The following is a 21,574-nucleotide window of genomic DNA, read 5'->3' as shown; positions in this document are numbered from 1 at the left end:
GGGAAAGGATCAAACGTAAGACGCTCGAAACGCGACGCTTGCATCACCGACAGCACGCCGCATAATCAAACCAACCAGATGAGCCGAACTCTCTCTTAGTTTAGGCCGCCATTGGTCCCAAAAACCCTGACGACGGACAGTACAAATTAGTGATGTGGCGAAGTCATCAAATGTGTATACGCAAATCTCCAAAGATTTTGAGTTGGTCAAACAGCACCCATATGGCACCCAGCACAAATGTTGCAATGAGCAACCTAGATGCATATGCACTTAAGGTATTACTTTCGCTTGATAAAATTGGTGCCCAGGGGCGGAATCGAACCACCGACACGAGGATTTTCAATCCACTGCTCTACCCCTGAGCTACCCAGGCACCGGAGACCACCGCAGTGGTCGGGTGAGCGGTTTCTAGGAGGTTGCAGCAGGGGTGTCCAGTGGATTTTCCCTGTCAGGCAAAGCTTTTTTGTATTTGCTTTAATGTGGCATTCCAAAGGGGTCCACCCGATCGTCGTCCATGCCTTCGCGGCCATCGTCTTGGTCTGCCTCAGAAGCAGGCACGGCATAGCTTCCATCCAACCATTTCGCCAAATCGATGTCGGCGCAACGGCGCGAGCAGAACGGCCGGTACTGCACCGATGTTTCCGCCTTGCAGATCGGACAGCTCACTTGAGGAGCTCCGAGATCGGCAAGCGAGAGCGCTTTCGCTGCAATTCGTAGTGGCCAAGCGGTGTCCAGCCGATCAACGTGGTTTCCACGTTGTCAGTACGAAACGCCTGGCGCAACGCAGTTTCAAATGGCCGACGGTCCTTCTTTGGCATCGGAGCCAGATCAAGCGTGATCTGCCCGCCAAGTCCCCGCAGACGCAACGCCCGAGGCAGCGCGCGTGCACATGCCATGTTTGCCTTGATACCAGCGGCAAGCGACACATCCGGGCCGGTGTTGACGTCAACGGCCACCAAGGCGCGGGTTGGCTCAACAAACATCGACGCGCCGCCGTCCAGAATGACTTGCGGTTGTGAGAGGCGTTCGATCGCATCGAGCACTTCATGAATTTCGAAACTGCCGGCATCTGTCACGACATCTGCGGGGTCCACCCAATCACGCCAGGCCAGGATATGCGGGCCATCTCCTTCCGCCAACACCTCCATCTGCGTCGCATCGTCCCCCAGCACCTTGTCCGCAAGGGTCAGCATCGCGTCGATATCATCGGCGATGTCGTCGGCTTCTGCATCCGCACACGAAGACCGCAGGATCAACCCGTGTGTCGCCCCATCCGCCGCCTCATGCGCGATTTCCAACAGTCGGTCGCGTTCGCTTTCGTTGCGTATACTGCGGGAAATGTTCGTTCCGGGCGCATCGGGCGTCACGATGACATATCTGCTTTTGAACAGCAGCTTTTGTGTAACGGGGATCGCCTTGCCCGGTTCGGCGTGCCCTGTGACCTGCACCAGGATCGGCTGCCCGGGCGCAAGGCCTTTGATTTGTCGCAGAAAGGCCGACCCATCGGGCGTTCTCAAAAACATTCCGCCCTGCCCTTTCACGGGCCGATCGGCAATGGCACGGTAAATGGTCCCAGGGCGCGGGCCGTCGCTGTCGACCAGCAGGTCGTCCAGCTTGCCGTCAACGATCAAGGCGGCGGCTTCGAGGCCATTAAGGTGATCGAGAACGATCGTACGACCTTTCATGATACTTCTCCGTCCATAGGATGGCCTGCGGTACGCAGCAGGTTCGCAGTTTCGGCCAGCGGCAACCCAACGATGCCCGTGAAAGAGCCGCTGATCCATGGTATCAACGCACCCGCCGGCCCTTGGATACCGTATCCACCGGCCTTGCCCTGCCAATCGCCGGTGGCAAGATATGCCTTCAATTCGGTCTCGGACAAGCGCTTCATGCGCACGGTGCTGACCACGTCACGTTCCCAAAGCTGTGTGCCGCGCCGAATGGCAACAGCCGTAATCACCTTGTGCCGGCGGCCCGACATAAGCCGCAAGAAATCGGCGGCTTCGTTAACGTCAACGGGCTTGCCGAGAATACGGCGCCCCACCGCGACAGTCGTATCCGCACATAAAACGATATCCGTTTCGCCCGACGGCACCGCCGCAGCCTTCTCGCGCGCCATCCGTGCACAATATGGCCGAGGCAATTCCGCGGCAAAGGGCGTTTCATCTATGTCGGGAGCCCGCACTTCATCAGGTACAACGCCAATTTGCGCCAGCAATTCCTTGCGGCGCGGACTGCCTGATCCGAGAATAAAGGTCATACTAACCTCAATGCACTGACCGGATAGCGCGAAGCTGCCGGAAGAGCGCGTTACTTAAAGCGGTAATTGATCCGGCCCTTGCTCAGATCATAGGGGGTCATTTCCACCTGCACCTTATCGCCAGCCAGAACCCGAATGCGGTTCTTGCGCATTTTCCCTGCCGTGTGCGCGATGATCTCATGGCCATTTTCAAGCTCGACCCGGAACGTCGCGTTCGGCAGGAGTTCCTTCACGATACCGGGGAATTCGAGCGTGTCTTCCTTGGCCATGGTCTCTCCTTGAACACTTTACCCCGCAATTTCGGGGCGCAGGCCTAAATGGGCCCAATTTCTCTCTTTTTCAAGGGCTATTCACATCAAGGAAACGTTTATCGCGTCTTGGTCGCGTCCAAATTGGTCTGACCAGTGGTTTCGGTTCAACACGACCCCATCTTCACGCACTTTGGCTATCTGTTCCAGGTCAACGTCTGCAAATGTCCAACCAGCGACGTTGATCTGGCCGGCTGCCAGCACGCCGGTTGACGGAAAACCGACGTCAGGTGGGCAAAATATGCCACCGGCACCAACCGATTGCCCTAACGCATCGGACCAATCAGCAGCCCCCACGCATGACGACATCGCCGTAACGCACTGATTCTCGAGTGCACGCGCCATTGACCCGATACGCACACGCCAATAGCCTGCCAGCGCTTCTGTGACACTGGGGACCGCGATGATGTCGCACTGTGCCAAGGCTCTTCCCAACAATGGGAATTCGCTGTCATAGCATATCAGAATGCCTATTTTGCCAATCGCGGTTTCGAATACCTGCAATGAGTTGCCGCCAACCACCCCCCAGACTTCGCGCTCGAACCGGGTCATGATCTGCTTGTCCTGGACCCCGGTCTGCCCTGACGGCGTGATAAGACGTGCCCTGTTTACCGGGCGGCCCTGGGTGGCGGCTGGCCCCGACGCGGCCACGATGTGCACGTTGTATTCCGCCGCAAGCGCCTTGTGTGCCGTATCGGCGTCCGACAATCGATCCGACACCGCAAATAAAGACGCTTCCAGGTCCCCGGCCACGTTCAGTCCGGCCAGCGTTGCCAGCTCCATCGCGCCATATTCGGGAAAGACCAGCAATTCAGCGCCACTGGCGGCAGCCGAAGCGACCCACGCGGCAAGCTTGTCTTCGTAATGAGCCCAACTGGACAAGATATCCAACGGATAGGCGGCTGTCGCGATTCTCATACCCTGCTCCGCGTGTGCGTTCTTGCGCTCATGGTGCCCCCATAAAGCCCATGCTGCAAGGGTCCGAAACCAAATCAACCGTATTTCACTTTCTGAATAACACCATGGCCGATCTTCATGCTCCTTGCAAAAAACGTGGAAACAATTCACTAATTTGAAATCAACAGGGGATGCTCAAATGATCAAGAAAGGCGTCACCTTGCGCGGGATCGAGGTGTTCGAGGCGCTCGCGGGGCGCGGATCCGTTGCGCATGCTGCGGCGATGACCGGTCTCAGCCAACCTGCAGTAAGCCAACAGATCAGCAACCTTGAAGCCGCCGTAGGTGCCAAGCTAATCGATCACAGTTGTCGCCCGATGCGTTTGACAGCCGCAGGCGAAACCTTTCTGAGGCACAGCAGTCTGGCCTTGGCCCATGTCCGGCAGGCGCAATCAGAATTGACCGTGATGGATCTGGTCAGCCTCACCGACCTGCATCTGGGGGTTATTGATGATTTCGACAACGATCTTACCCCCCGTCTGGCCACGATCCTGGCCGACAGCATGGCAGGGTGCAGGTTTCGCATGGTCACCGACAGCAGCAAGAGGTTGCTGCAGGCGGTTCAGGACAAAGCGCTGCATATCGCCATCGCTGCCACCGACGGTGACGCAAAAGAAGGATTGATCGAAATTCCGTTGGCCCGCGATCCCTTTATCATCGTTGCGCCTGCGGAGATTGAAGCAGACGGGGCTGACTTGCTCGGCGGCCGCACTGGCCTGCCGTTTCTGAGATATGAGGCCGATCAATTAATCGCAGGGCAAATCAGCAACCAGCTTTCGCGCCACAATATCAATCTGACGTCGCAGTTTGAAATTGGCAGTCACCTTGCGCTGATGGCGATGGTCGCCCGGGGCATCGGGTGGACGATCACGACGTCGTTCGGCTATTGCCGGGCACAACGATTTCATAGCCAGCTTGCGACGCAGCCCTTCCCTACGGCGGAGTTCTCGCGACAAATTTCGCTGTTCGCCGGGTCGGACTGGACCGGGTCGGTCCCACACGATATCGCTGACACCATGCGACAACTTCTGCATACGCATATGATTGCGCCGACCCTTGCACAACTGACATGGCTTGCAGGCAGGTTCAAAATTCTCGAGACATGAGACCTTGCGACCGCGCGGTATTGCTGGTTCACTTCCACATGGGAAAGGCACGGATATGAGCAAGATTGTCATTCTTACGGGTGCAGGAATTTCTGCCGAGAGCGGACTAGAAACCTTCCGCGCGGAAGACGGGCTTTGGGCGCAACATCGTGTCGAAGACGTCGCCACCCCGGAAGGATTTGCGCGCGATCCGGCACTGGTCGTCGATTTTTACAATGCACGTCGCAGACAGGCTGCCGAGGCAACGCCAAATGCCGCCCACAAGGCCCTTGCAAAGCTCCAACAGCGCTACCCCGGTCAGGTCGTCATAATCACACAGAACGTGGATGACTTGCACGAGCAAGGCGGTGCTCGGGATGTGATACATATGCACGGCGCGTTGAACTCTGCGATGTGCGCTGCGTGTGAACACCGCTGGCCCGCTGCGATGGTCATGGCTCCCGGTGATGCTTGCCCGCAGTGCTTGGCACCGGCAGCGCGACCTGACATCGTCTGGTTCGGCGAAATGCCCTATGATATAGACGCAATTTTCGACCATCTGGCCGAGGCTCGTATTTTCGCGGCTATCGGCACGTCGGGAAATGTATACCCTGCCGCGGGTTTTGTCGCTGAAGCCCGTCGGAACGGTGCGCACACGGTCGAACTGAACCTGGAGCGTTCTGCGGTGGGTGGACAATTTGCCGAACACCGAACAGGGCCAGCGACCCGTGTCGTGTCCGAGTGGGTCGACGAGTTGCTGGCCAAGCCCGAGCAGCCCCGCGGCGGTTTCAGATCGGGGGATGATCATTGATCCGGCCGTTGGACATCGAAAGCTTTACGGTCGGCTTCAAAATCGCCTGGTCGCTCCGTGTTACGGCCTGCGCTCGTGGTCCACGGGAACCGCAACGCTGACGGTGCCGGCCTTTTCAAACTCCAGCATCACGGTAACTGTATCACCCTGCACCAGCGGCTGCTTCAACCCCATGAACATCAAATGATCGCCCCCACGTTTAAAGACGTGCGTTCCCCCTGATACCAAGTTTATTCCGCCGTCAATCTTACCCATGCGCATCACCCCGTTGGCATCCGAACTATGGCTGTGGAATTCAACCTTCTCAGCGATATCCGCTGATGCCCCGATCAACCTGTCGTCTGCTCCACTGTGGTTCGTCACACTCATGAATGCCGCGCCAGATGTCGATTGCGGGGTCGAACTCCGCAGGTAAGCGTCGGTCACGTCAAGCCCTTGCGCGGCAAGCGGCGCGGAAGACAGGATTACAAACGTGCAAAAAGCGCGCGCGAGAAAAGCAATATTCATCAAGATATCTCTGTTCTGTTTCAAGCGTTTACAAGGGGTCCACGCTTAAGGATACGTAGTTGAAAGGCGGTTCAGGTCAAAGGCAGCATTAGCAGTCGACAAACGGCCCCTCAATGCGGCGTGTTAACACCCGGACACCGGTGCGATCTGCCAGACCAAAACATGTACGAAACGCGGGGAAGTTTTCCTGATACGTTATACACGCAACGCCTCGGGTGACCTTAGCGCCAAACGAAACAACCCCGGCCAAAGGCCAGGGTTGAAAAATACCGTTTAACAAAGCGTTTAGGACAGAGCGTCTGCGGTCGCGCTGGACTTGGCGATAGCCTTTTTGACCTTCAACGCGTTGTCGGACAATTCGGTGTCCTTGGCTTTCGCCATGAATTTGTCCAAGCCACCGCGGTGGTCAACAGTGCGCAACGCAGCAGCAGAAATGCGGAACTTGAAACCGCGACCCAGCGCTTCAGACTGAAGGGTCACATCATTCAGGTTCGGCAAAAACCGACGGCGGGTGCGGTTTTTGGCGTGGCTTACGTTGTTGCCCGTCATCGGGCCTTTTCCGGTCAATTCGCAAACACGCGACATGGGTTCATCCTTTTGCTGAAGGGCGATTCCGGCGATGCGGTGTGACACCCGTATGGGACGCACAATGGCGACCCTTGAATTAGTTTGCTGGCTTTAGGCGGAATCGCGGGCGGGGTCAACCCAAGCCTGCTGTGCTTATCACGCTTTTCCTTTTGCATCATGCTAAAAGATTTGTCATCTGTGACACATGAGTATTCACACACGCGCCCTTCTTGTTCACCTGTTCACCGCCACCGGTGCGATATTCGCGATGCTGGCCATGCTCGCCGCCGTTGATCAGGAATGGGACATGATGTTCCTGTGGTTGGTCATCGCATTCTTCGTGGACGGTTTTGACGGGCCTCTTGCCCGAAAATACGATGTAAAGAACAATGCGCCCGAATTTGACGGCGTCCTGCTCGATCTCATCATCGACTACCTGACCTATGTCTTCATTCCTGCATTCGCTCTGTTCAAATCCGGCTTGATGGATGGGTGGAGCGGCTGGGTGATGATCATTATCATCACTTTTGCAAGTGCCATGTACTTTTGTGACACCCGCATGAAAACAAAGGATAATTCGTTTTGGGGCTTTCCGGGCTGCTGGAACATGCTGGTGTTGGTGCTGTTCGCCCTGTCACCACCATGGTGGGTGTCGCTTATTCTCGTGACGTTTCTTGCCATCACCATGTTCGCGCCGCTCAAATTCGTGCATCCGGTGCGAACCGAGCGCTGGCGCAGCGTGACGTTGCCGATGGCGCTGGCGTGGACATTCTTTGCCGGCTGGGCCGCCTGGGTCGATTTTCATCCGCAAAGCTGGGCCCATTGGGGGCTGGTGATTACCAGTCTTTACCTGACTTTCGCCGGTGTTGTGCAGCAGTACATGTACGAACGCGAAGTCTGACCGCCGCCCTAGATCAAAATCCCAGCCGCGCCTTCGTGTCGCAGCAATGCCACTTTGGTTTCGATACCGCCGACGCCTGAATAGCCGGTCAGCCCCTTTGCCCCCATCACACGGTGGCAGGGAACGATGACGGGAATCGGGTTCAGTCCACAGGCTTGCCCGACGACCTGCGCAGGGACACCCAGCTTTCTGGCGATATCGCCATAGGTAAGGGTATCGCCGAAAGGGATCGCAGAGATTTCCGCACAGACGGCTCGCAATGTATCGCTGCCGCCAATGCGCATAGGGAGTGCAAAGGCGGTAAGCGTCCCTGCGTCGTAGCCAAGCAGTTGCACCACCGCCTCATCAAGCACTGCGCTGACGTCGTGATACGCAGTACCCTCGTCCCATTCCAGCCGTGTCACCGCATCTTGCTCTTCGGTCACGACCAGCGAACCAAAACGCGTCTGAACGCTGCGCCGCTTCACCCCGGTCTCCGGTGGAAGCGGCGCAGCTCCATCTCAGGATACCGCTTCGTCACAACGGGCGCACAAGCCTGCGTGCTGGTGGGTGCCCACGTCCGGCAATACTTTCCAGCAGCGCGCGCATTTGTCACCCTGCGCCTTTTCAAACACCACCGCGACGCCATCGGTTTCAGGCATACGGAAGGCTTCGGGTGGCGAATCGTCACCGGTGATTGCCACGTCAGATGTGATGCACACGTCTTCGAAGGTGACACTTTCCAATGCCGCCCGCTGCGCGTCATCCGCCACAAACACGGTCGGCGCTGCCTCGAGCGAAGCGCCTATAACCTTTTCGACCCGTTGCACTTCCAATGCAGCCGTCACAACGCGACGCGCAGCACGCACCTTTGCCCACTTCGCGGCCAGTTCGGCATCCAGCCAGTCGTTGGGCGTATCGGGGAAATCAGTCAGGTGAACCGAACTTTCGTCCCCGGGGAACCGCTCAAGCCAGACTTCTTCCATGGTAAAGACAAGCACCGGTGCCAGCCATGCGGTCAAACGATGGAACAGGATATCAAGCACGGTACGTGCAGCCCGGCGTCGCAAGGTGTCGCCATCGCAGTAGAGCACGTCCTTGCGTACGTCGAAGTAGAACGCCGAAAGGTCAACAGTGGCAAAGGTGAAAACCGCTTGGAAAACGCCTTGGAAATCGTACTTGGCATAACCGTCGCGCACGACCTGGTCCAGCTCGGCCACGCGGTGTAGCACCCAACGCTCCAGTTCCGGCATATCGGCGGGTTCGGTCCGGTCGCTTTCCTCCAAATCCGACAGCGCGCCAAGCATGTAGCGCATCGTGTTGCGCAAGCGGCGATAGCTATCGGCGGTCCCTTTCAGAATCTCGGCCCCGATGCGCTGATCGGCGGTATAGTCCGTTTGGGCCACCCACAAGCGCAGGATGTCAGCACCATACTGCTGCACGATCTTTTCCGGTACGATGGTGTTGCCGAGAGACTTGGACATTTTCATGCCCTTCTCATCCAGGGTAAACCCATGGGTCACAACGTTGCGGTACGGCGCGTGCCCCGTGGTGCCGACCGATTGCAACAACGACGAATGGAACCAGCCCCGGTGCTGGTCGGTGCCTTCCATATACACATCCGCGATCCCGTCCTCGGACCCATCGGGGCGGTCGCGCAGAACGAAAGCGTGTGTAGACCCGGAATCGAACCACACGTCCAGAATGTCGAACACCTGGTTATATTCATCCGGGTTCACAATACCGGTCAGGAAGCGTTCTTTTGCACCTTCTTCGTACCAGACATCCGCACCGTCGGCTTCGAACGCGTCGACCACCCTTTGATTAACCTCGGAATTGCGCAGCAAGAAATCCTCATCCGTCGGCAATGCGCCTTTTTTGGTAAAACAGGTGAGAGGTACACCCCATGCCCGTTGACGTGACAGCACCCAGTCGGGGCGTGCCTCGATCATTGAATGCAGACGGTTGCGGCCTTTCTTCGGTACCCAGTTGACGTTGTCGATCTCGGTCAGGGCGCGTTCGCGGATGGTCTTGCCGAATGTGTCCTGCCCGTCGCCGACAGGGCGGTCGATCGCGGCAAACCATTGCGGCGTGTTGCGATAGATCACCGGAGCCTTGGAACGCCAGGAATGGGGATAGCTGTGCTTGATCTTGCCACGCGCCAACAGCCCGCCGACTTCCGCCAACTTGTTGATCACAGCGGTGTTGGCGTCGCCTTCCTTACCGTTCGGCTTCAGGATCGCCTTGCCGCCAAAGAATGGCAGATCGGGACGGAAGGAACCGTCTTCGACCACATTGTAGGTGATGACCTGCTCGAGCATGCCGAGATCGCGATACAGTTCGTATTCCTCAAGGCCGTGGGACGGCGCGCAATGCACAAAGCCCGTGCCTTCGGTGTCGGTCACAAAATCAGCGGCGCGGAAATCGCGGATATCATCCCATTCGCCATTGCCGCCTTCTGCCCCGGCCAAGGGGTGTTGCAGCTGGATCCGGGCCAGTTCGTCCTGCGACACATCGCGCAGCCGGCGCACCATTGTATCCTCCAGACGCGCCCTGGCGAACACGTCCATCGCCATGGAATCCGACAGCAGATAGCGATCACCGACATCGACCCAGGATTCTTCCGGGCAGCCGGTGACTTCGTACAGGCCATACGAAATGTCTTTACCGTAGACCACGGCCTTGTTGCTGGGCATGGTCCAGGGGGTCGTGGTCCAGATTACCACATGTGCCCCGTCCAACGTATCATCACCGGTGCCTACAACCTTGAATTTCACCCAGATCGTAAAGCTTTCCTTGTCGTGATACTCAACTTCGGCCTCGGCCAAAGCGGTTTTCTCTACGGGTGACCACATCACGGGCTTGGACCCCTGATACAATGTGCCATTCATCAGGAACTTCATGAATTCTTCGGCGATCACACGTTCTGCGTGGAAATCCATCGTCAAATAGGGATCGTCCCAATTGCCGGTGATGCCCAGGCGTTTGAACTCCTCGCGCTGCACATCGACCCAGCTGGCAGCAAACTTGCGGCACTCGGCGCGGAAGTCGTTGATCGGCACGTCGTCCTTGTTCTTGCCCTTCTGACGGTACTGTTCCTCGATCTTCCATTCGATCGGCAGACCGTGGCAATCCCACCCGGGGATATAACGCGCATCGAAACCCATCATCTGATGGCTGCGCACGATCATATCCTTGATCGTCTTGTTCAGCGCGTGACCGATGTGCAGGTGGCCGTTCGCATAGGGGGGGCCATCGTGCAGCGTAAAAGGCTTGCGCCCCTGTTTTTCACGCAGGCGGTCATAGACGCCGATCTTTTCCCACCGGGCCAGCCATTCGGGTTCGCGCTTGGGCAGCCCCGCGCGCATGGGGAAATCGGTCTTGGGCAGGTTCAGCGTTGATTTGTAATCGAGCGTTTCGGGGGTGTCGGCGCACATGGCAGGCGTCCTTTGGCAAACGGAGTATGGGAATGGATGATCAGATATGGTGCGAGTGGCTCAAACACCTCGGCCCGGCGTCTCGTGGAATCAGAGCGCCGGGAAAATAATTCGTATAATGATCGCGGACATCCGGGTCATAGCGCCTTATAGGCCGCGGCAGAACCACCGACAAGCCCCCTCGCCCAGGCAATCATGTTCCTCTGGAAAACAGCCCCGACAATGCGCGTTTGACAATGCTGCGCACCTTGGGTCTGCGCCCTTCGCTAAATGGCATCGGGCGGCAGACTTCCATGGCGGCCACCCCTACTCGCGCCGTCAAGGCTCCGTTGACCAGCCCTTCGCCAAAGCGACGCGAAAGCTTTGCCAGCACCGTGCCGCCTAAAATCGGCTCCAGCATATCGTCGCCCACCGCAACCGCTCCTGTTGCCACCAGATGCGACAATACCACGCGCGTCAGCCGCCACGAGCCAAAGAAACCCGAACGCCCGCCATAAATCTCGGCCACCCGGCGGATCATCCGCAGGTTGCTGGTCAATGCAGCAGCGACATCGGCCAGGGCAAGAGGTACCAACGCGGTCACCGTCGCGACCTGACGCGCCGCAGCCTCAACTTCTCGGCTTGCGGCAATATCAAGCGGGCCGAGCAGTTCCGCCTCGGCCAGGGACAATAGCGCCTGCGCATCCATCTGGTCGCCGCGCAGTTCCGCCAGCCGGTCACGACCCCAGCGGGTATCTTCGCGACCTTTGTACAATGCGACCAGGCGGTCGGTCACTGACCGCGCCGCCTTCAGATCGTCCTGGGACAGCGCCTGACCCGCGTCGTGATGCAAACCATCGAGCCGGGCGAGACGGCTGAATGCGGCCAATTCACGCAAGCACAACAAGGCCAGTACCAGCAACACAGCGCCGATCAGGATGGTCATCGCCATCCCCAGGATCGGATAGCTTGCCATCAGCCCCATCACAAAGTTCCATGCGGCAATCGACACCAGTGCCCCAATCAGCGTGCTCAGCAGCCACCAGAACAGGCGCACCAGTTTTGACGGCTTGCGCGCAGCCAGCCGCGCCGCGATCTGCATCGCCTGCCCTTGCGGGGCCGCGATGCCCACGTCAGGCACGGGCGGAGCGTCCGAGACCGAGGGGCGCGGCGACGCTTCCGCTTCCAGGTCGAATAAAACCGGGCCTTTCGACATTACGCTGCTCTCCTTTGCCATTCAAACCGGACATCCGGCAAACCGAATTCATTGTCAGCACCGTCGCTGCGCATGACTTCCACGAACCCCGCCTGCCGGTAGAACCGCGAAGCGCGCGCGTTCGCGGCAAAGCTCCAAAGCCCCAGGTGACTACGGTTATCCTTGGCAACGTTTATCAGGCGACGCCCGATACCTTTGCCCTGCGCCTTGGGGTGGAGATATAGCCCGTGTATTTCCGCACCCCGTCGCACCACAAACCCGACCACTGCCTCGTCGGTCCGCGCAACCTGCACCCAGCCGACATCTATCATGTCGCCCAAGGTGCCGATTTCCTCGGCACGACTGTGGGCCCGGGGCAGCCATTCATGCTGGGCATTGGCGCACGTCATCACATCAGATAACCTGCCGGCATCAAGTGCCCGCGCCGGCGCGATTGTCAGGTCGGAGAGGATCACAGGCGGTCACCGATCAGAAATTCCGCCGCACGATCCAGCCGGATGTGCGGCGGCCCGTCGCCCGGGCGCAGGGTCAGCCGCGCGGGGGCGAACCGCATGATCTGATAATCCTGATCCAGCCATTTATCTGCCCCCGCCCGGGCGGGACTGAGCAGGTGCGCAGGGTCCTTGGGCAACTCACCTGGGTAAAACGCGGCCTCCTTGCCGGTCTCAAGCAAGCTGCCGCGCACCACATCCAGTGTTTCGCCGTCGTGGATCATTGTTGTTTCTGTGGTTGCCCGAAGCGACGCCAGCGACATGGCGGATGTATCGGCCCCGGCAAATCGCGCCCGGTCGCGGGCATCCCGGGTGAGGGCTTCCATGATCGCTGTAAGGCTAGGGTGTTGCGAATGATGCAGATGGTCCGCCTTGGTCGCGGCAAACAATATCTTCTCGACGCGTTTGCCGCGCAGGAGCTGGGTCAGAAAACCATTGCGGCCGGGTTTGAAGCTGCCGAGTATTTCGCTCATTGCGCCGCGCAGGTCTTCGACAGCACGCGGGCCTTGATTGATCGCACCCAGAGCATCGACCAGCACAACCTGACGGTCGATACGGGCAAAATGATCGCGAAAAAAGGGTTGCACGACCTTGCGTTTATAAGCCTCGAACCGCCTTGCCATTTCACGAACCAGCGACCCACGTGATCCGTCACCTCCCGGCAGTGGGGCAAAGGTCAGCACCGGCGATCCGGCAAGGTCTCCGGGTAACAGAAACCGCCCCGGCGTGCAGTCTGAATAACCATTGGCCCGTGCGGTCTGCAAATATTCCGCGAAGCTGGCGGCCAATGCCTGTGCGGCAGGTTCATCAAGGCGGCCATCTGGATCTGTCTGCGCGACAAGGACGCGGTACGCGGCGGCCTCTTGTCGGTCGACGATACGCGCCAATACCTGCGCAGACCATTCGGTATAGCTGACATCCATCAGCGCTAGATCCAGCAGCCATTCGCCGGGGTAATCCACGATATCCAGATGAACCGTGCGCGGTCCCTGAAACCCGGCCAGCAACCCGTTCGGCCGCACCCGCAGCGACAGGCGCAGTTCGGATATGGCGCGCGTACTGTCGGGCCAATGCGGGGTCGGCCCCGTCAATGCGGCAAGGTGGTTTTCGTAGTCGAACCGTGGCACGGTGTCGTCAGGTTGGGGCTGCAAGAACGCAGCCTCGATCCGCCCCTCGGATGCGGCCAACAGGCCAGGCATCCGCCCGCGATCCAGCAGGTTCGCAACGAGCGACGTAATAAAGACCGTCTTGCCGGAGCGCGCCAGCCCGGTCACCCCCAAACGGATGACCGGTTCAAAAAAGGTCTCGGCCACACCGTCCTGAACGTTTTCGACCTGCCGCCAAATTCCATCGGCAATTCTTGAGAGTACCAAAGCCCGCGCCCGCCTTCATCTGCTGTTGCGGATCAACATAAGCACAGGGTTCAGGGATTGCCAGATGGGCTGCCCCGAGGTACATGGTCGCCATGCATCGCTATGCCTTGAAAGTTGAATATCACGGTGCCCCTTTTGTCGGGTGGCAACGTCAAGTCGGCCTTGCCTCTGTGCAGGGCGCGATCGAAGCAGCTTTGGCCAAGATAGAACCTCGTGAACACAGGATCGCCGCCGCGGGACGGACGGATGCGGGGGTTCACGCGCTGGCACAGGTTGCCCATTGCGACATGACGCGCCAATGGGATCCATTCCGGCTGTCCGAAGCGCTGAATTATCACCTCAAGCCTCACCCTGTCGCTATCGTGGGGTGCGCCTATGCCACGTCCGATTTTCATGCCCGATTTTCAGCAACCGAACGGCGCTATCTTTTTCGCATTCTGGTGCGCCGCGCCCCGACCACCCATCAAACGGGTTTGGTCTGGCAGGTTAAAAAACCCCTCGATTTGGACCGTATGCGCATGGGGGCTGCCCATTTGATCGGACAACATGATTTCACCACGTTCAGATCAACGATTTGCCAGTCCACCACGCCGGTAAAAACACTCGACACGCTGAACATCAAAGAAGTCGAAACCCTCGGCGGACTTGAGGTGCACTTCGACGTGCGGGCACGGTCGTTTCTTCACAACCAGGTACGCAGTTTCATTGGTACGCTCGAACGTGTGGGTGCCGGTTCGCTCATGCCGGCGGATGTCAAGGATATGCTCGACGCTCGCGACCGCGGAGCCTGCGGCCCCGTTTCGCCGCCGCACGGGCTTTATCTGGCACATGTCGGTTATGACAAAGACCCGTTCTCTCAGCCTGCGGCATAGCCCTTAGCTGACGGCGATAGGTTTCCAGTCGCCGTGGTGCACACCGGGGTCGTCGATCCGTTCAAACCCGTGCGATCCGAAAAAGTCTCGCTGTGCCTGGATCAGGTTCGCCGTGCCTTTCGCGGTCCGCATCGTGTCGTACCATGCCAATGGGGCCCCAAGTGCAGGTACCGGAATACCTAGTGATACCCCGGCTGCCACGGTTTTGCGCAGCCCGCCCAAGTGGGCCGCAAGCAGGTCGCGTATCGCGGGGGACAAGATCAAGGCACCTTCGGGCAATCCGGCACGAAACGCATCGGCGATATCGTCAAGCAAAATCGACCGAATGATGCACCCTGCCCGCCAGATTTCGGCGATACGGGTCATATCAAGGTGCCATTCAAATTCGTCAGAGGCTGCTGCCAGCACCCTGAATCCCTGTGCATGTGCCAAGACACGCGCAGCAAGCAAGGCCGATTTCAGCTCTTCCGGTGATGGGAATGCTGCCTTGTGCGCAACAGCGGGAAGAAGCGGTTCGGCGGCGACGCGCAGGTCTTTCTCGCTTGACCAGCCGCGCGCACCGACAGCGGCCTCAATTGCGCTTGCAGACTGCCCTAGCTTCAAAGCCTCGATCAAGGTCCAGCGGCCTGTACCCTTTTGGCCCGCCTTATCAAGGATCATGTCAACCAGCGGTTCGCCACTACGGGCGTCAATCGTTTGCAGGGCCGCGGCAGAAACTTCGATCAGGTAAGAACTGAGCGGCCCGCTTTGCCAGGTTTCGAACTGCGCGCCAATTTCCGCCGCCTTGAACCCACCGGCATCACGCATCAGACCGTAAATCTCGGCGATCATTTGCATGTCTGCGTATTCGATACCGTTATGCACGGTTTTGACAAAGTGGCCTGCCCCGTCCGGCCCCAAATGGTCAACGCATGGATCGCCCTCAAATTTCGCTGCGATCTTGCGGAGCATCGGGCGCAGTTGTGACCAACTATGCGCGGTGCCTCCGACCATCATCGACGGGCCGTGACGCGCGCCTTCGGCCCCGCCCGATACCCCCATGCCGACAAAGTGTTTGCCGGTGCCGGAGAACGCGGCCGACCGGCGGCGTGTATCGTGAAAGTCTGCATTACCGCCGTCAATGATCGTATCGCCATCATCCAGTAGAGGTAGAACGACGTCGATCATCGCGTCCACGGGCGCACCAGAGGGGATCATGAACAATATGCTTCTGGGACGGGCAATCGAGGCAATGAATTCGGCAATGTCCGGGTATCCGACAAGGTTTCCAGCCAACTCGTTCGCCTGCGCCAGAAAGACGGGGATCCTGTCTGCGTGTTTGTTGCTTACGGCAACCCGAAAGCCGTTTTCGGCCAGGTTCAGCGCCAACGCACTGCCCATGGTACCCAAGCCGAAAACACCGATATCGGCGTTCACATTGTTCGGAGCCATTCTATTTCCCTTTGTATGAGATATCGAAATATCGGCCGCCGCTTTTCCCTCTTGCCAGTGCCGCAACCCTAAGAAATTGATTTTAGGACAGTTTTGCTATATGACAAATTTATAAGAACAAAAATAAGTACAGGCAGTTACAATAAAGATGATACATAATCTAAAACGTGCGTGGGAAGACGTGATCCTGCCTATTTGGCAACGCCCGAAACGGGTGCAGATTGCCGCGCTTTGCTATCGCGAAACGCCACACGGCAAAGAGGTCTTGCTGATTACAAGCCGTGACACCGGGCGGTGGATCGTGCCCAAAGGGTGGCCTATCGATGGGCTGGACGGGGCTGGAACCGCGTTGCAGGAAGCGTGGGAAGAGGCCGGCGTTTCCAAGGCGGATATCGAAGCGGAGCCTATCGGGTTCTATGACTATGACAAGCGCCTGAGCGAAGGCATGACCACGCCGGTCATCGCCCAAGTCTATCTTACCCGCGTGCGTCACATAAAGGATGACTACCCGGAGGTGGCGTTGCGCAAGCGACGCTGGATGACGCCGACGGCGGCAGCGGAACTGGTGTCGGAGCCCGATCTCAAGGACATCCTGTTGAACCTGTAGCTGGCTGTGGCCTTGTGGAAAATAGCAGGTTGTGCGACGAGCGTATGCTTTAAGCAAAAGAGGCTGCGATGACCGACGGACCTATCGGCCAACAGTGGAAAACGCTGGATTCCGACCTTAATCGTATTTCACGGGTCGAACAGGCTGCAACCTATGTGGCACGGCCCATGGTTGGGTTCGGGATCGCCCTTGCCTTTATCGTGCTGGCTGCATTGGCCGCGACCTTGTTCTTTGGGCAGGCACCTTCAAACTATGTCGTTGTCGCCGCTGCGGCTTTCGGGGCCTATATGGCGGTCAACATCGGTGCAAACGATGTGGCCAACAACATGGGGCCTGCCGTAGGTGCCAAAGCCCTCAGCATGGGGGGGGCCATCGTCATCGCAGCGATTTGCGAAAGTGCGGGTGCATTACTGGCCGGCGGCGATGTTGTATCGACCATTTCCAAAGGGATCATTGACCCGGCATCGGTCGAAGACGCACAGGTGTTTATCTGGGCGATGATGGCGGCCCTGGTTTCGTCCGCGTTGTGGGTCAACCTTGCTACATGGGTCGGAGCCCCGGTATCCACCACCCATTCCGTCGTCGGTGGTGTGATGGGGGCAGGTATCGCAGCAGCCGGGTTGTCGGCGGTGAACTGGTCATCGATGAGCATGATCGCCGCAAGCTGGGTCATCTCGCCCGTCATGGGCGGGGCGGTCGCCGCGTTTTTCCTTGCCCTGATCAAGTCGCAGATCCTCTACAAGCAGGACAAGATCGCCGCCGCGCGTCGCTGGGTGCCCATCCTGATTGGGCTGATGGCGGGCGTTTTCGCCAGCTATCTGGCTCTGAAAGGTCTGAAAAAGATCGTGCACGTGGATATGGGGCCGGCCTTGTTCATTGGTCTTGCCGTTGGGGCGCTGTCCTACGCAATGTCGTACCCGGTGATCCGCCGCGCCTCTGTCGGGATGGAAAACCGGAATAAATCAGTGAAGATCCTGTTCGGCCTGCCGCTGGTTTTTTCGGCGGCGTTACTCAGCTTTGCCCATGGGGCCAATGACGTCGCCAATGCCGTCGGCCCGCTGGCAGCTATCGTGCACGCGTTGGAATTCGGTACCGTCGAGGCAAAGGTGTCGATTCCGATGTGGGTCATGGTGATCGGAGCGTTTGGCATTTCGTTCGGGCTGTTTCTGTTTGGTCCCAAGCTGATCCGGATGGTCGGTAGCCAAATCACCAAGTTGAACCCCATGCGGGCCTATTGTGTGGCGCTGTCCGCGGCGATTACCGTGATCATCGCCTCTTGGTTGGGCCTGCCGGTCAGTTCCACCCATATCGCGGTGGGTGGGGTGTTTGGTGTGGGTTTCTATCGCGAATGGCACATGGAGCGCCGTCTGCGCAGGCCGGACGTGACATCCGGTCAGGTCAAGCAGATCGCCCGAGAAGAGCGGCAACGCCGCAAGTTGGTTCGGCGGTCCCACTTCTTGACGATCATAGCGGCATGGGTGATTACCGTGCCCGCGACAGCCATGATTTCAGCGATCACCTTTCTGGGACTGAATGCGGTGGTCAATTAGATGTCGGACGGCGATAGGCTGGGTACCCCCGCGCCGGCCTTTTCAGCCTCTTTGACCAGCTTCGAAACCCTCTCGCAAATCGGGGTCGGTACAGATATAGATTTCCCCAACCCGATGATCGTGCCCTGCAAGGCATCGATTTCGGTCGGTTTGCGGTTTTCCAAGTCGTAAAACATGGATGTCCGGGCTTTGGGGTCGATGGTCAGCATCTTCGACGCAATACGTGAAAACAACGGCGTCGGCAGCCGCAGCACCCACGGTATCATGCGGGACGGTAACGGTGTGTTCGACAGCGGCCTGATGCCATGGGCACGCAGAACCGTCAGTGCCTCGACCATTTGTGCTGCCATGACACGCCGCCAGCTTCGGCTGAGAAGCTGCTGTTGCAGTGACAGCCCCGAAAGAGCGTTCAGAGCATTATTCAGATTGATCAGCAGCTTGCCCCACTGCACGTCGCTGATGGCCCCGGTTTCGGTGACCGGCATGTCCGGCGTGGCGAGCAATTCCGCCAAGGCACCCGGCCCGGCTTCGATGACGATGTTTCCGCTGGTCGCCCGGTGAAAGGTAGAGTTTGGTTGTCGGACGATGTTGAACGGCACCATGCCGGCACGGACGTCGAACCCGGGCAACATTTTACGCAGGATGTTCACCGCTTCGAGCCCGTTCTGCAGGCTGACGACAACGGCGTTCGGGGGCGCATAGGTCGCAATCATCACCGCGATGTCGGGGGTGTCGGCGGTTTTGACCGTGACCAGAATGACACCGGCCTCGGTAAGGCGGGCCGGGTGATCCGTCAGAGATATCTGCGAGGGCATGACAGCAAGGCTGAGTGACCCAAAATCGGTAAGGTGCAGACCGTCCTTATTGATCTGCTCAATCATACGCGGCCGCGCCAGCAGGGTTACCTTGCGGCGCTGCGCAGCCAGCATTCCCCCGACGAAGCAGCCGATCGCCCCTGCTCCCGCAACGGTGATCGACCGCGCGGCCGTCATTTACCCAGACACCAGCGCATGATGGATTTCTGAGCGTGGAGGCGGTTTTCGGCCTCGTCGAAGATGACCGAACGGGGGCCGTCCATGACCGAACTTGTCACCTCGTCGTCCCTATGGGCGGGCAGACAGTGCATGAACAAGGCGTCGGGCTTGGCTTTGGCCATAAGCGCGTCGTTCACCTGATAGGCACGAAGCTGATTGTGCCGCCTTTCGCGCGCCGACTGAGGGTCGTGCATCGAAACCCAGGTATCGGTTACGACCAGATCGGCGCCTATCACCGCTTTGTCCGGGTCGCGTTCGGTGGTATAAAGACCGGAAAGGGCGGCTTCGGGATCGAGCGTCGGCGGGCCGGTGAACACCAGATCGAAATCAAAGGATTTAGCGGCATGGGCGAAGCTGGCGAATACGTTGTTGCCGTCGCCTGACCAGACGACCTTTTTACCCTTGATGGGACCATTGTGTTCTTCGAAGGTCATGATGTCAGCCATGATCTGGCAAGGATGGGTGCGGTTGGTCAGCCCGTTGATAACCGGTACCGTCGCATATTCCGCCATCTCAAGCAGGGTGGCTTCCTCGAATGTTCGGATCATGATCAGGTCGACATACCGGCTGAGCACCCGTGCCGTGTCGGCGATGGTTTCGCCGTGACCCAATTGCATGTCGGCCCCGGAGAGCACCATGGTCTGCCCCCCCATCTGGCGCACACCCACGTCGAAGCTGACACGGGTACGGGTCGAGGGTTTTTCGAAGATCAGCGCGACCATGTGGTCCTTGAGCGGTTGTTCGTCATCGGGGGCACCACGCGGCCGGCCAGCGCGGTCCGCCTTCATTGCGGCGGCACCGTCGATGATATCACGCAGGTCGGCGGGAGCGGTTTGGTTGATGTCGAGGAAATGTTTCATTGGGTATTCTTTTGTTTGAGAAGCGGGGGCCAGCCCCCGGACCCCCGGAGTTTGCTTTGCAAAATGAAAATCAGTTTGCGGTGATATTGCTTGCGGCTTGCTCGAGACGGGAGATGGCTTCGGTGATTTCGTCGTCGGTGATATTGAGCGGAGGAAGCAGCCGGATGACATTGTCAGCAGCAGGGACGGTGATGACCTGATGGTCATAGCCCGCGGCGACGACATCACTGTTGGTTACCTTGCATTTGATGCCCAACATCAAACCGCTGCCGCGGACACTGTCGAAGACATCGGGATGGCCTGCGACAAGACCTTCGAGTTTTTGGCGTATCAAGCCGGCTTTGCGGTTTACCTCGGCCAGGAAATCCGGGGATGCGATGATATCAATTACCGCGTTGCCCACCGCGCACCCCAGCGGGTTACCGCCGTAGGTGGAGCCGTGCGTGCCCGGTTTCATGCCGGATGCCGCGTTTTCGGTCGCGAGCACCGCCCCAAGCGGGAAGCCGCCGCCAATTCCTTTGGCCACCATCATGATATCCGGCGTGATTCCGGCCCATTCGTGAGCGAATAGTTTGCCGGTGCGGCCTACCCCGCACTGCACCTCGTCGAAGATCAATAGGATGCCATGTTGATCGCACACGTCGCGCAGCCCCTTGAGGCATTGATCCGGGACAGTGCGGATACCGCCTTCGCCCTGCACGGGTTCGATCAGGATCGCGGCCGTTGACGGTGTGATTGCTTCTGTCAACGCATCGTGATCACCAAATTCGACATGCCTGAATCCGGGCAGAAGCGGGCCGAAACCCTTTGTCATTTTTTCGGACCCGGCGGCGGCGATCCCCGCCGAGGAGCGCCCGTGGAACGACCCTGTGAAGGTAATGATTTCCACCCGGTCGGGCTGGTCCTTGTCATAGAAGTGTTTGCGCGCCATCTTCACCGCAAGTTCACACGATTCCGTGCCGGAATTGGTGAAAAATACCGTGTCTGCAAAGCTGAGCGCCACGAGTTTGTCGGCCAGCGCCTGTTGTTGCGGAATCTGATAAAGGTTTGATGTATGCCACAGCTTGCCGGCCTGTTCCGTCAAGGCCGCCACCAGCGCAGGGTTGGCGTGGCCGAGAGCGTTTACCGCGATACCTGCACCAAGATCGAGAAATCGGCGGCCATCCTCTTCGATCAGCCATGAGCCTTCCCCCTTTACGAAGCTGAGAGGTGCACGGGAATAGGTCGGCAGAACAGATGGGATCATCGGGATCATCCTTTAGCGGTGGCCGGGTCAAAGGCCCAAAAGGGCATGTGTCACAGCAGGGGTCAATGGGATTTGCAGGGGTGCGACACAATATTATCGCAAAA

Annotated in this window: 22 protein-coding genes and 1 tRNA gene; 6 read left to right on the top strand and 17 right to left on the bottom strand. The window is 58.6% G+C overall.

Annotated features, from left to right (window positions below; all coding sequences use genetic code 11):
• Positions 1-298: 298 nt before the first annotated feature.
• The 6 genes from AC13DE_RS16505 to AC13DE_RS16480 all read right to left on the bottom strand — a co-directional run bounded on the left by AC13DE_RS16505 (position 299) and on the right by AC13DE_RS16480 (position 3,486).
• Positions 299-373, bottom strand: a tRNA-Phe gene (locus tag AC13DE_RS16505).
• Positions 374-474: 101 nt separating this feature from the next.
• On the bottom strand, positions 475-666 hold the full coding sequence (locus tag AC13DE_RS16500) for a DNA gyrase inhibitor YacG (RefSeq protein ID WP_446313947.1): 192 nt from the start codon (positions 664-666) through the stop codon (positions 475-477).
• Positions 663-1,685, bottom strand: coding sequence for a ribonuclease E/G (locus AC13DE_RS16495; protein WP_483048433.1), 1,023 nt, complete (start codon positions 1,683-1,685; stop codon positions 663-665). Before AC13DE_RS16495 ends, AC13DE_RS16500 begins: the two co-directional genes overlap by 4 nt.
• A complete protein-coding gene (locus AC13DE_RS16490) occupies positions 1,682-2,260 on the bottom strand; it encodes a Maf family protein (RefSeq protein WP_446313948.1) in 579 nt (192 codons plus the stop codon). The genes AC13DE_RS16495 and AC13DE_RS16490 overlap by 4 nt, the downstream gene beginning before the upstream one ends.
• Positions 2,261-2,310: 50 nt before the next feature.
• Positions 2,311-2,529 carry a translation initiation factor IF-1 gene (infA, locus tag AC13DE_RS16485; protein ID WP_005851736.1) on the bottom strand — a complete coding sequence of 73 codons (219 nt, stop codon included), beginning with the start codon at positions 2,527-2,529 and terminating at the stop codon, positions 2,311-2,313.
• An 81-nt stretch (positions 2,530-2,610) separates the two neighbouring features.
• Positions 2,611-3,486: a carbon-nitrogen hydrolase family protein gene (locus AC13DE_RS16480; protein ID WP_483048432.1), complete on the bottom strand. Its 876-nt coding sequence runs from the start codon at positions 3,484-3,486 to the stop codon at positions 2,611-2,613.
• Positions 3,487-3,664: 178 nt separating this feature from the next.
• On the opposite strand from AC13DE_RS16480, the gene AC13DE_RS16475 reads away from it, so the two are divergent.
• Together AC13DE_RS16475 and AC13DE_RS16470 are read left to right on the top strand one after the other, a co-directional pair.
• Positions 3,665-4,630, top strand: a complete 966-nt coding sequence (locus tag AC13DE_RS16475; RefSeq protein ID WP_483048431.1) for a LysR family transcriptional regulator — start codon at positions 3,665-3,667, stop codon at positions 4,628-4,630.
• 55 nt (positions 4,631-4,685) lie between these two features.
• The gene (locus AC13DE_RS16470) at positions 4,686-5,420 is read left to right on the top strand and encodes an NAD-dependent deacylase (protein WP_446313951.1); all 735 of its coding nucleotides are present in this window, start codon (positions 4,686-4,688) and stop codon (positions 5,418-5,420) included.
• A gap of 60 nt (positions 5,421-5,480) precedes the next feature.
• Here AC13DE_RS16470 and AC13DE_RS16465 read toward each other — a convergent pair whose 3' ends face one another.
• On the bottom strand, positions 5,481-5,927 hold the full coding sequence (locus AC13DE_RS16465) for a copper chaperone PCu(A)C (protein ID WP_483048430.1): 447 nt from the start codon (positions 5,925-5,927) through the stop codon (positions 5,481-5,483).
• 285 nt (positions 5,928-6,212) lie between these two features.
• A complete protein-coding gene (gene rpmB, locus AC13DE_RS16460; protein ID WP_446295131.1) occupies positions 6,213-6,512 on the bottom strand; it encodes a 50S ribosomal protein L28 in 300 nt (99 codons plus the stop codon).
• A gap of 187 nt (positions 6,513-6,699) precedes the next feature.
• Between rpmB and AC13DE_RS16455 the strand changes: the two genes are divergently transcribed.
• The gene (locus tag AC13DE_RS16455; RefSeq protein WP_446295132.1) at positions 6,700-7,395 is read left to right on the top strand and encodes a CDP-alcohol phosphatidyltransferase family protein; all 696 of its coding nucleotides are present in this window, start codon (positions 6,700-6,702) and stop codon (positions 7,393-7,395) included.
• Positions 7,396-7,403: 8 nt separating this feature from the next.
• Here the strand turns inward: AC13DE_RS16455 and AC13DE_RS16450 are convergent, their stop codons facing one another.
• From AC13DE_RS16450 to AC13DE_RS16430, 5 genes are all read right to left on the bottom strand, one after another.
• Positions 7,404-7,862: a methylated-DNA--[protein]-cysteine S-methyltransferase gene (locus AC13DE_RS16450; RefSeq protein WP_483048429.1), complete on the bottom strand. Its 459-nt coding sequence runs from the start codon at positions 7,860-7,862 to the stop codon at positions 7,404-7,406.
• Between the two features lie 33 nt (positions 7,863-7,895).
• On the bottom strand, positions 7,896-10,811 hold the full coding sequence (gene ileS / locus AC13DE_RS16445; RefSeq protein WP_446313519.1) for an isoleucine--tRNA ligase: 2,916 nt from the start codon (positions 10,809-10,811) through the stop codon (positions 7,896-7,898).
• A gap of 193 nt (positions 10,812-11,004) precedes the next feature.
• Positions 11,005-12,006, bottom strand: coding sequence for a YcjF family protein (locus AC13DE_RS16440; RefSeq protein ID WP_446315577.1), 1,002 nt, complete (start codon positions 12,004-12,006; stop codon positions 11,005-11,007).
• On the bottom strand, positions 12,006-12,461 hold the full coding sequence (locus tag AC13DE_RS16435; RefSeq protein WP_446296892.1) for a GNAT family N-acetyltransferase: 456 nt from the start codon (positions 12,459-12,461) through the stop codon (positions 12,006-12,008). The genes AC13DE_RS16440 and AC13DE_RS16435 overlap by 1 nt, the downstream gene beginning before the upstream one ends.
• Positions 12,458-13,870, bottom strand: a complete 1,413-nt coding sequence (locus AC13DE_RS16430; RefSeq protein WP_483048428.1) for a YcjX family GTP-binding protein — start codon at positions 13,868-13,870, stop codon at positions 12,458-12,460. Before AC13DE_RS16430 ends, AC13DE_RS16435 begins: the two co-directional genes overlap by 4 nt.
• Before the next feature lie 92 nt (positions 13,871-13,962).
• Between AC13DE_RS16430 and truA the strand changes: the two genes are divergently transcribed.
• The gene (gene truA / locus AC13DE_RS16425) at positions 13,963-14,742 is read left to right on the top strand and encodes a tRNA pseudouridine(38-40) synthase TruA (protein ID WP_483048427.1); all 780 of its coding nucleotides are present in this window, start codon (positions 13,963-13,965) and stop codon (positions 14,740-14,742) included.
• A gap of 3 nt (positions 14,743-14,745) precedes the next feature.
• Here truA and gndA read toward each other — a convergent pair whose 3' ends face one another.
• Positions 14,746-16,173 (bottom strand): NADP-dependent phosphogluconate dehydrogenase, encoded by a 1,428-nt coding sequence (gene gndA, locus AC13DE_RS16420; protein WP_483048426.1) that lies wholly within the window; start codon positions 16,171-16,173, stop codon positions 14,746-14,748.
• A 148-nt stretch (positions 16,174-16,321) separates the two neighbouring features.
• Here gndA and AC13DE_RS16415 point away from each other — a divergent pair, with 148 nt between their 5' ends.
• Both AC13DE_RS16415 and AC13DE_RS16410 read left to right on the top strand, forming a co-directional pair.
• On the top strand, positions 16,322-16,780 hold the full coding sequence (locus AC13DE_RS16415) for an NUDIX hydrolase (RefSeq protein WP_483048425.1): 459 nt from the start codon (positions 16,322-16,324) through the stop codon (positions 16,778-16,780).
• A 68-nt stretch (positions 16,781-16,848) separates the two neighbouring features.
• Positions 16,849-18,330: an inorganic phosphate transporter gene (locus AC13DE_RS16410; RefSeq protein WP_446296887.1), complete on the top strand. Its 1,482-nt coding sequence runs from the start codon at positions 16,849-16,851 to the stop codon at positions 18,328-18,330.
• Here the strand turns inward: AC13DE_RS16410 and AC13DE_RS16405 are convergent.
• From AC13DE_RS16405 to AC13DE_RS16395, 3 genes are all read right to left on the bottom strand, one after another.
• Entirely contained in the window at positions 18,327-19,322 is a 996-nt protein-coding gene (locus AC13DE_RS16405; protein WP_483048424.1) for a 2-dehydropantoate 2-reductase, read from the bottom strand. The genes AC13DE_RS16410 and AC13DE_RS16405 overlap by 4 nt on opposite strands.
• Positions 19,319-20,224, bottom strand: coding sequence for an ornithine carbamoyltransferase (gene argF / locus AC13DE_RS16400; protein WP_446296885.1), 906 nt, complete (start codon positions 20,222-20,224; stop codon positions 19,319-19,321). Before argF ends, AC13DE_RS16405 begins: the two co-directional genes overlap by 4 nt.
• 70 nt (positions 20,225-20,294) lie before the next feature.
• Positions 20,295-21,470: an acetylornithine transaminase gene (locus AC13DE_RS16395; protein ID WP_483048423.1), complete on the bottom strand. Its 1,176-nt coding sequence runs from the start codon at positions 21,468-21,470 to the stop codon at positions 20,295-20,297.
• Between the last annotated feature and the right edge of the window lie 104 nt (positions 21,471-21,574).

This window comes from Sulfitobacter sp. L-8, from assembly GCF_056859255.1.
The sequence above is the reverse complement of the archived record's forward strand: the minus strand, read 5'-3'. Positions and strand labels throughout refer to the sequence as shown.

Bases quoted from the DNA above. Each gene is read 5' to 3' on its own strand.
- AC13DE_RS16495 (WP_483048433.1), bottom strand. From the start codon at position 1,685: ATGAAAGGTCGTACGATCGTTCTCGATCACCTTAATGGCCTCGAAGCC.
- AC13DE_RS16490 (WP_446313948.1), bottom strand. From the start codon at position 2,260: ATGACCTTTATTCTCGGATCAGGCAGTCCGCGCCGCAAGGAATTGCTG.
- infA (WP_005851736.1), bottom strand. From the start codon at position 2,529: ATGGCCAAGGAAGACACGCTCGAATTCCCCGGTATCGTGAAGGAACTC.
- AC13DE_RS16480 (WP_483048432.1), bottom strand. From the start codon at position 3,486: ATGAGAATCGCGACAGCCGCCTATCCGTTGGATATCTTGTCCAGTTGG.
- AC13DE_RS16475 (WP_483048431.1), top strand. From the start codon at position 3,665: ATGATCAAGAAAGGCGTCACCTTGCGCGGGATCGAGGTGTTCGAGGCG.
- AC13DE_RS16470 (WP_446313951.1), top strand. From the start codon at position 4,686: ATGAGCAAGATTGTCATTCTTACGGGTGCAGGAATTTCTGCCGAGAGC.
- AC13DE_RS16465 (WP_483048430.1), bottom strand. From the start codon at position 5,927: ATGAATATTGCTTTTCTCGCGCGCGCTTTTTGCACGTTTGTAATCCTG.
- rpmB (WP_446295131.1), bottom strand. From the start codon at position 6,512: ATGTCGCGTGTTTGCGAATTGACCGGAAAAGGCCCGATGACGGGCAAC.
- AC13DE_RS16455 (WP_446295132.1), top strand. From the start codon at position 6,700: ATGAGTATTCACACACGCGCCCTTCTTGTTCACCTGTTCACCGCCACC.
- ileS (WP_446313519.1), bottom strand. From the start codon at position 10,811: ATGTGCGCCGACACCCCCGAAACGCTCGATTACAAATCAACGCTGAAC.
- AC13DE_RS16440 (WP_446315577.1), bottom strand. From the start codon at position 12,006: ATGTCGAAAGGCCCGGTTTTATTCGACCTGGAAGCGGAAGCGTCGCCG.
- truA (WP_483048427.1), top strand. From the start codon at position 13,963: ATGCATCGCTATGCCTTGAAAGTTGAATATCACGGTGCCCCTTTTGTC.
- gndA (WP_483048426.1), bottom strand. From the start codon at position 16,173: ATGGCTCCGAACAATGTGAACGCCGATATCGGTGTTTTCGGCTTGGGT.
- AC13DE_RS16415 (WP_483048425.1), top strand. From the start codon at position 16,322: ATGATACATAATCTAAAACGTGCGTGGGAAGACGTGATCCTGCCTATT.
- AC13DE_RS16410 (WP_446296887.1), top strand. From the start codon at position 16,849: ATGACCGACGGACCTATCGGCCAACAGTGGAAAACGCTGGATTCCGAC.
- AC13DE_RS16405 (WP_483048424.1), bottom strand. From the start codon at position 19,322: ATGACGGCCGCGCGGTCGATCACCGTTGCGGGAGCAGGGGCGATCGGC.
- argF (WP_446296885.1), bottom strand. From the start codon at position 20,224: ATGAAACATTTCCTCGACATCAACCAAACCGCTCCCGCCGACCTGCGT.
- AC13DE_RS16395 (WP_483048423.1), bottom strand. From the start codon at position 21,470: ATGATCCCATCTGTTCTGCCGACCTATTCCCGTGCACCTCTCAGCTTC.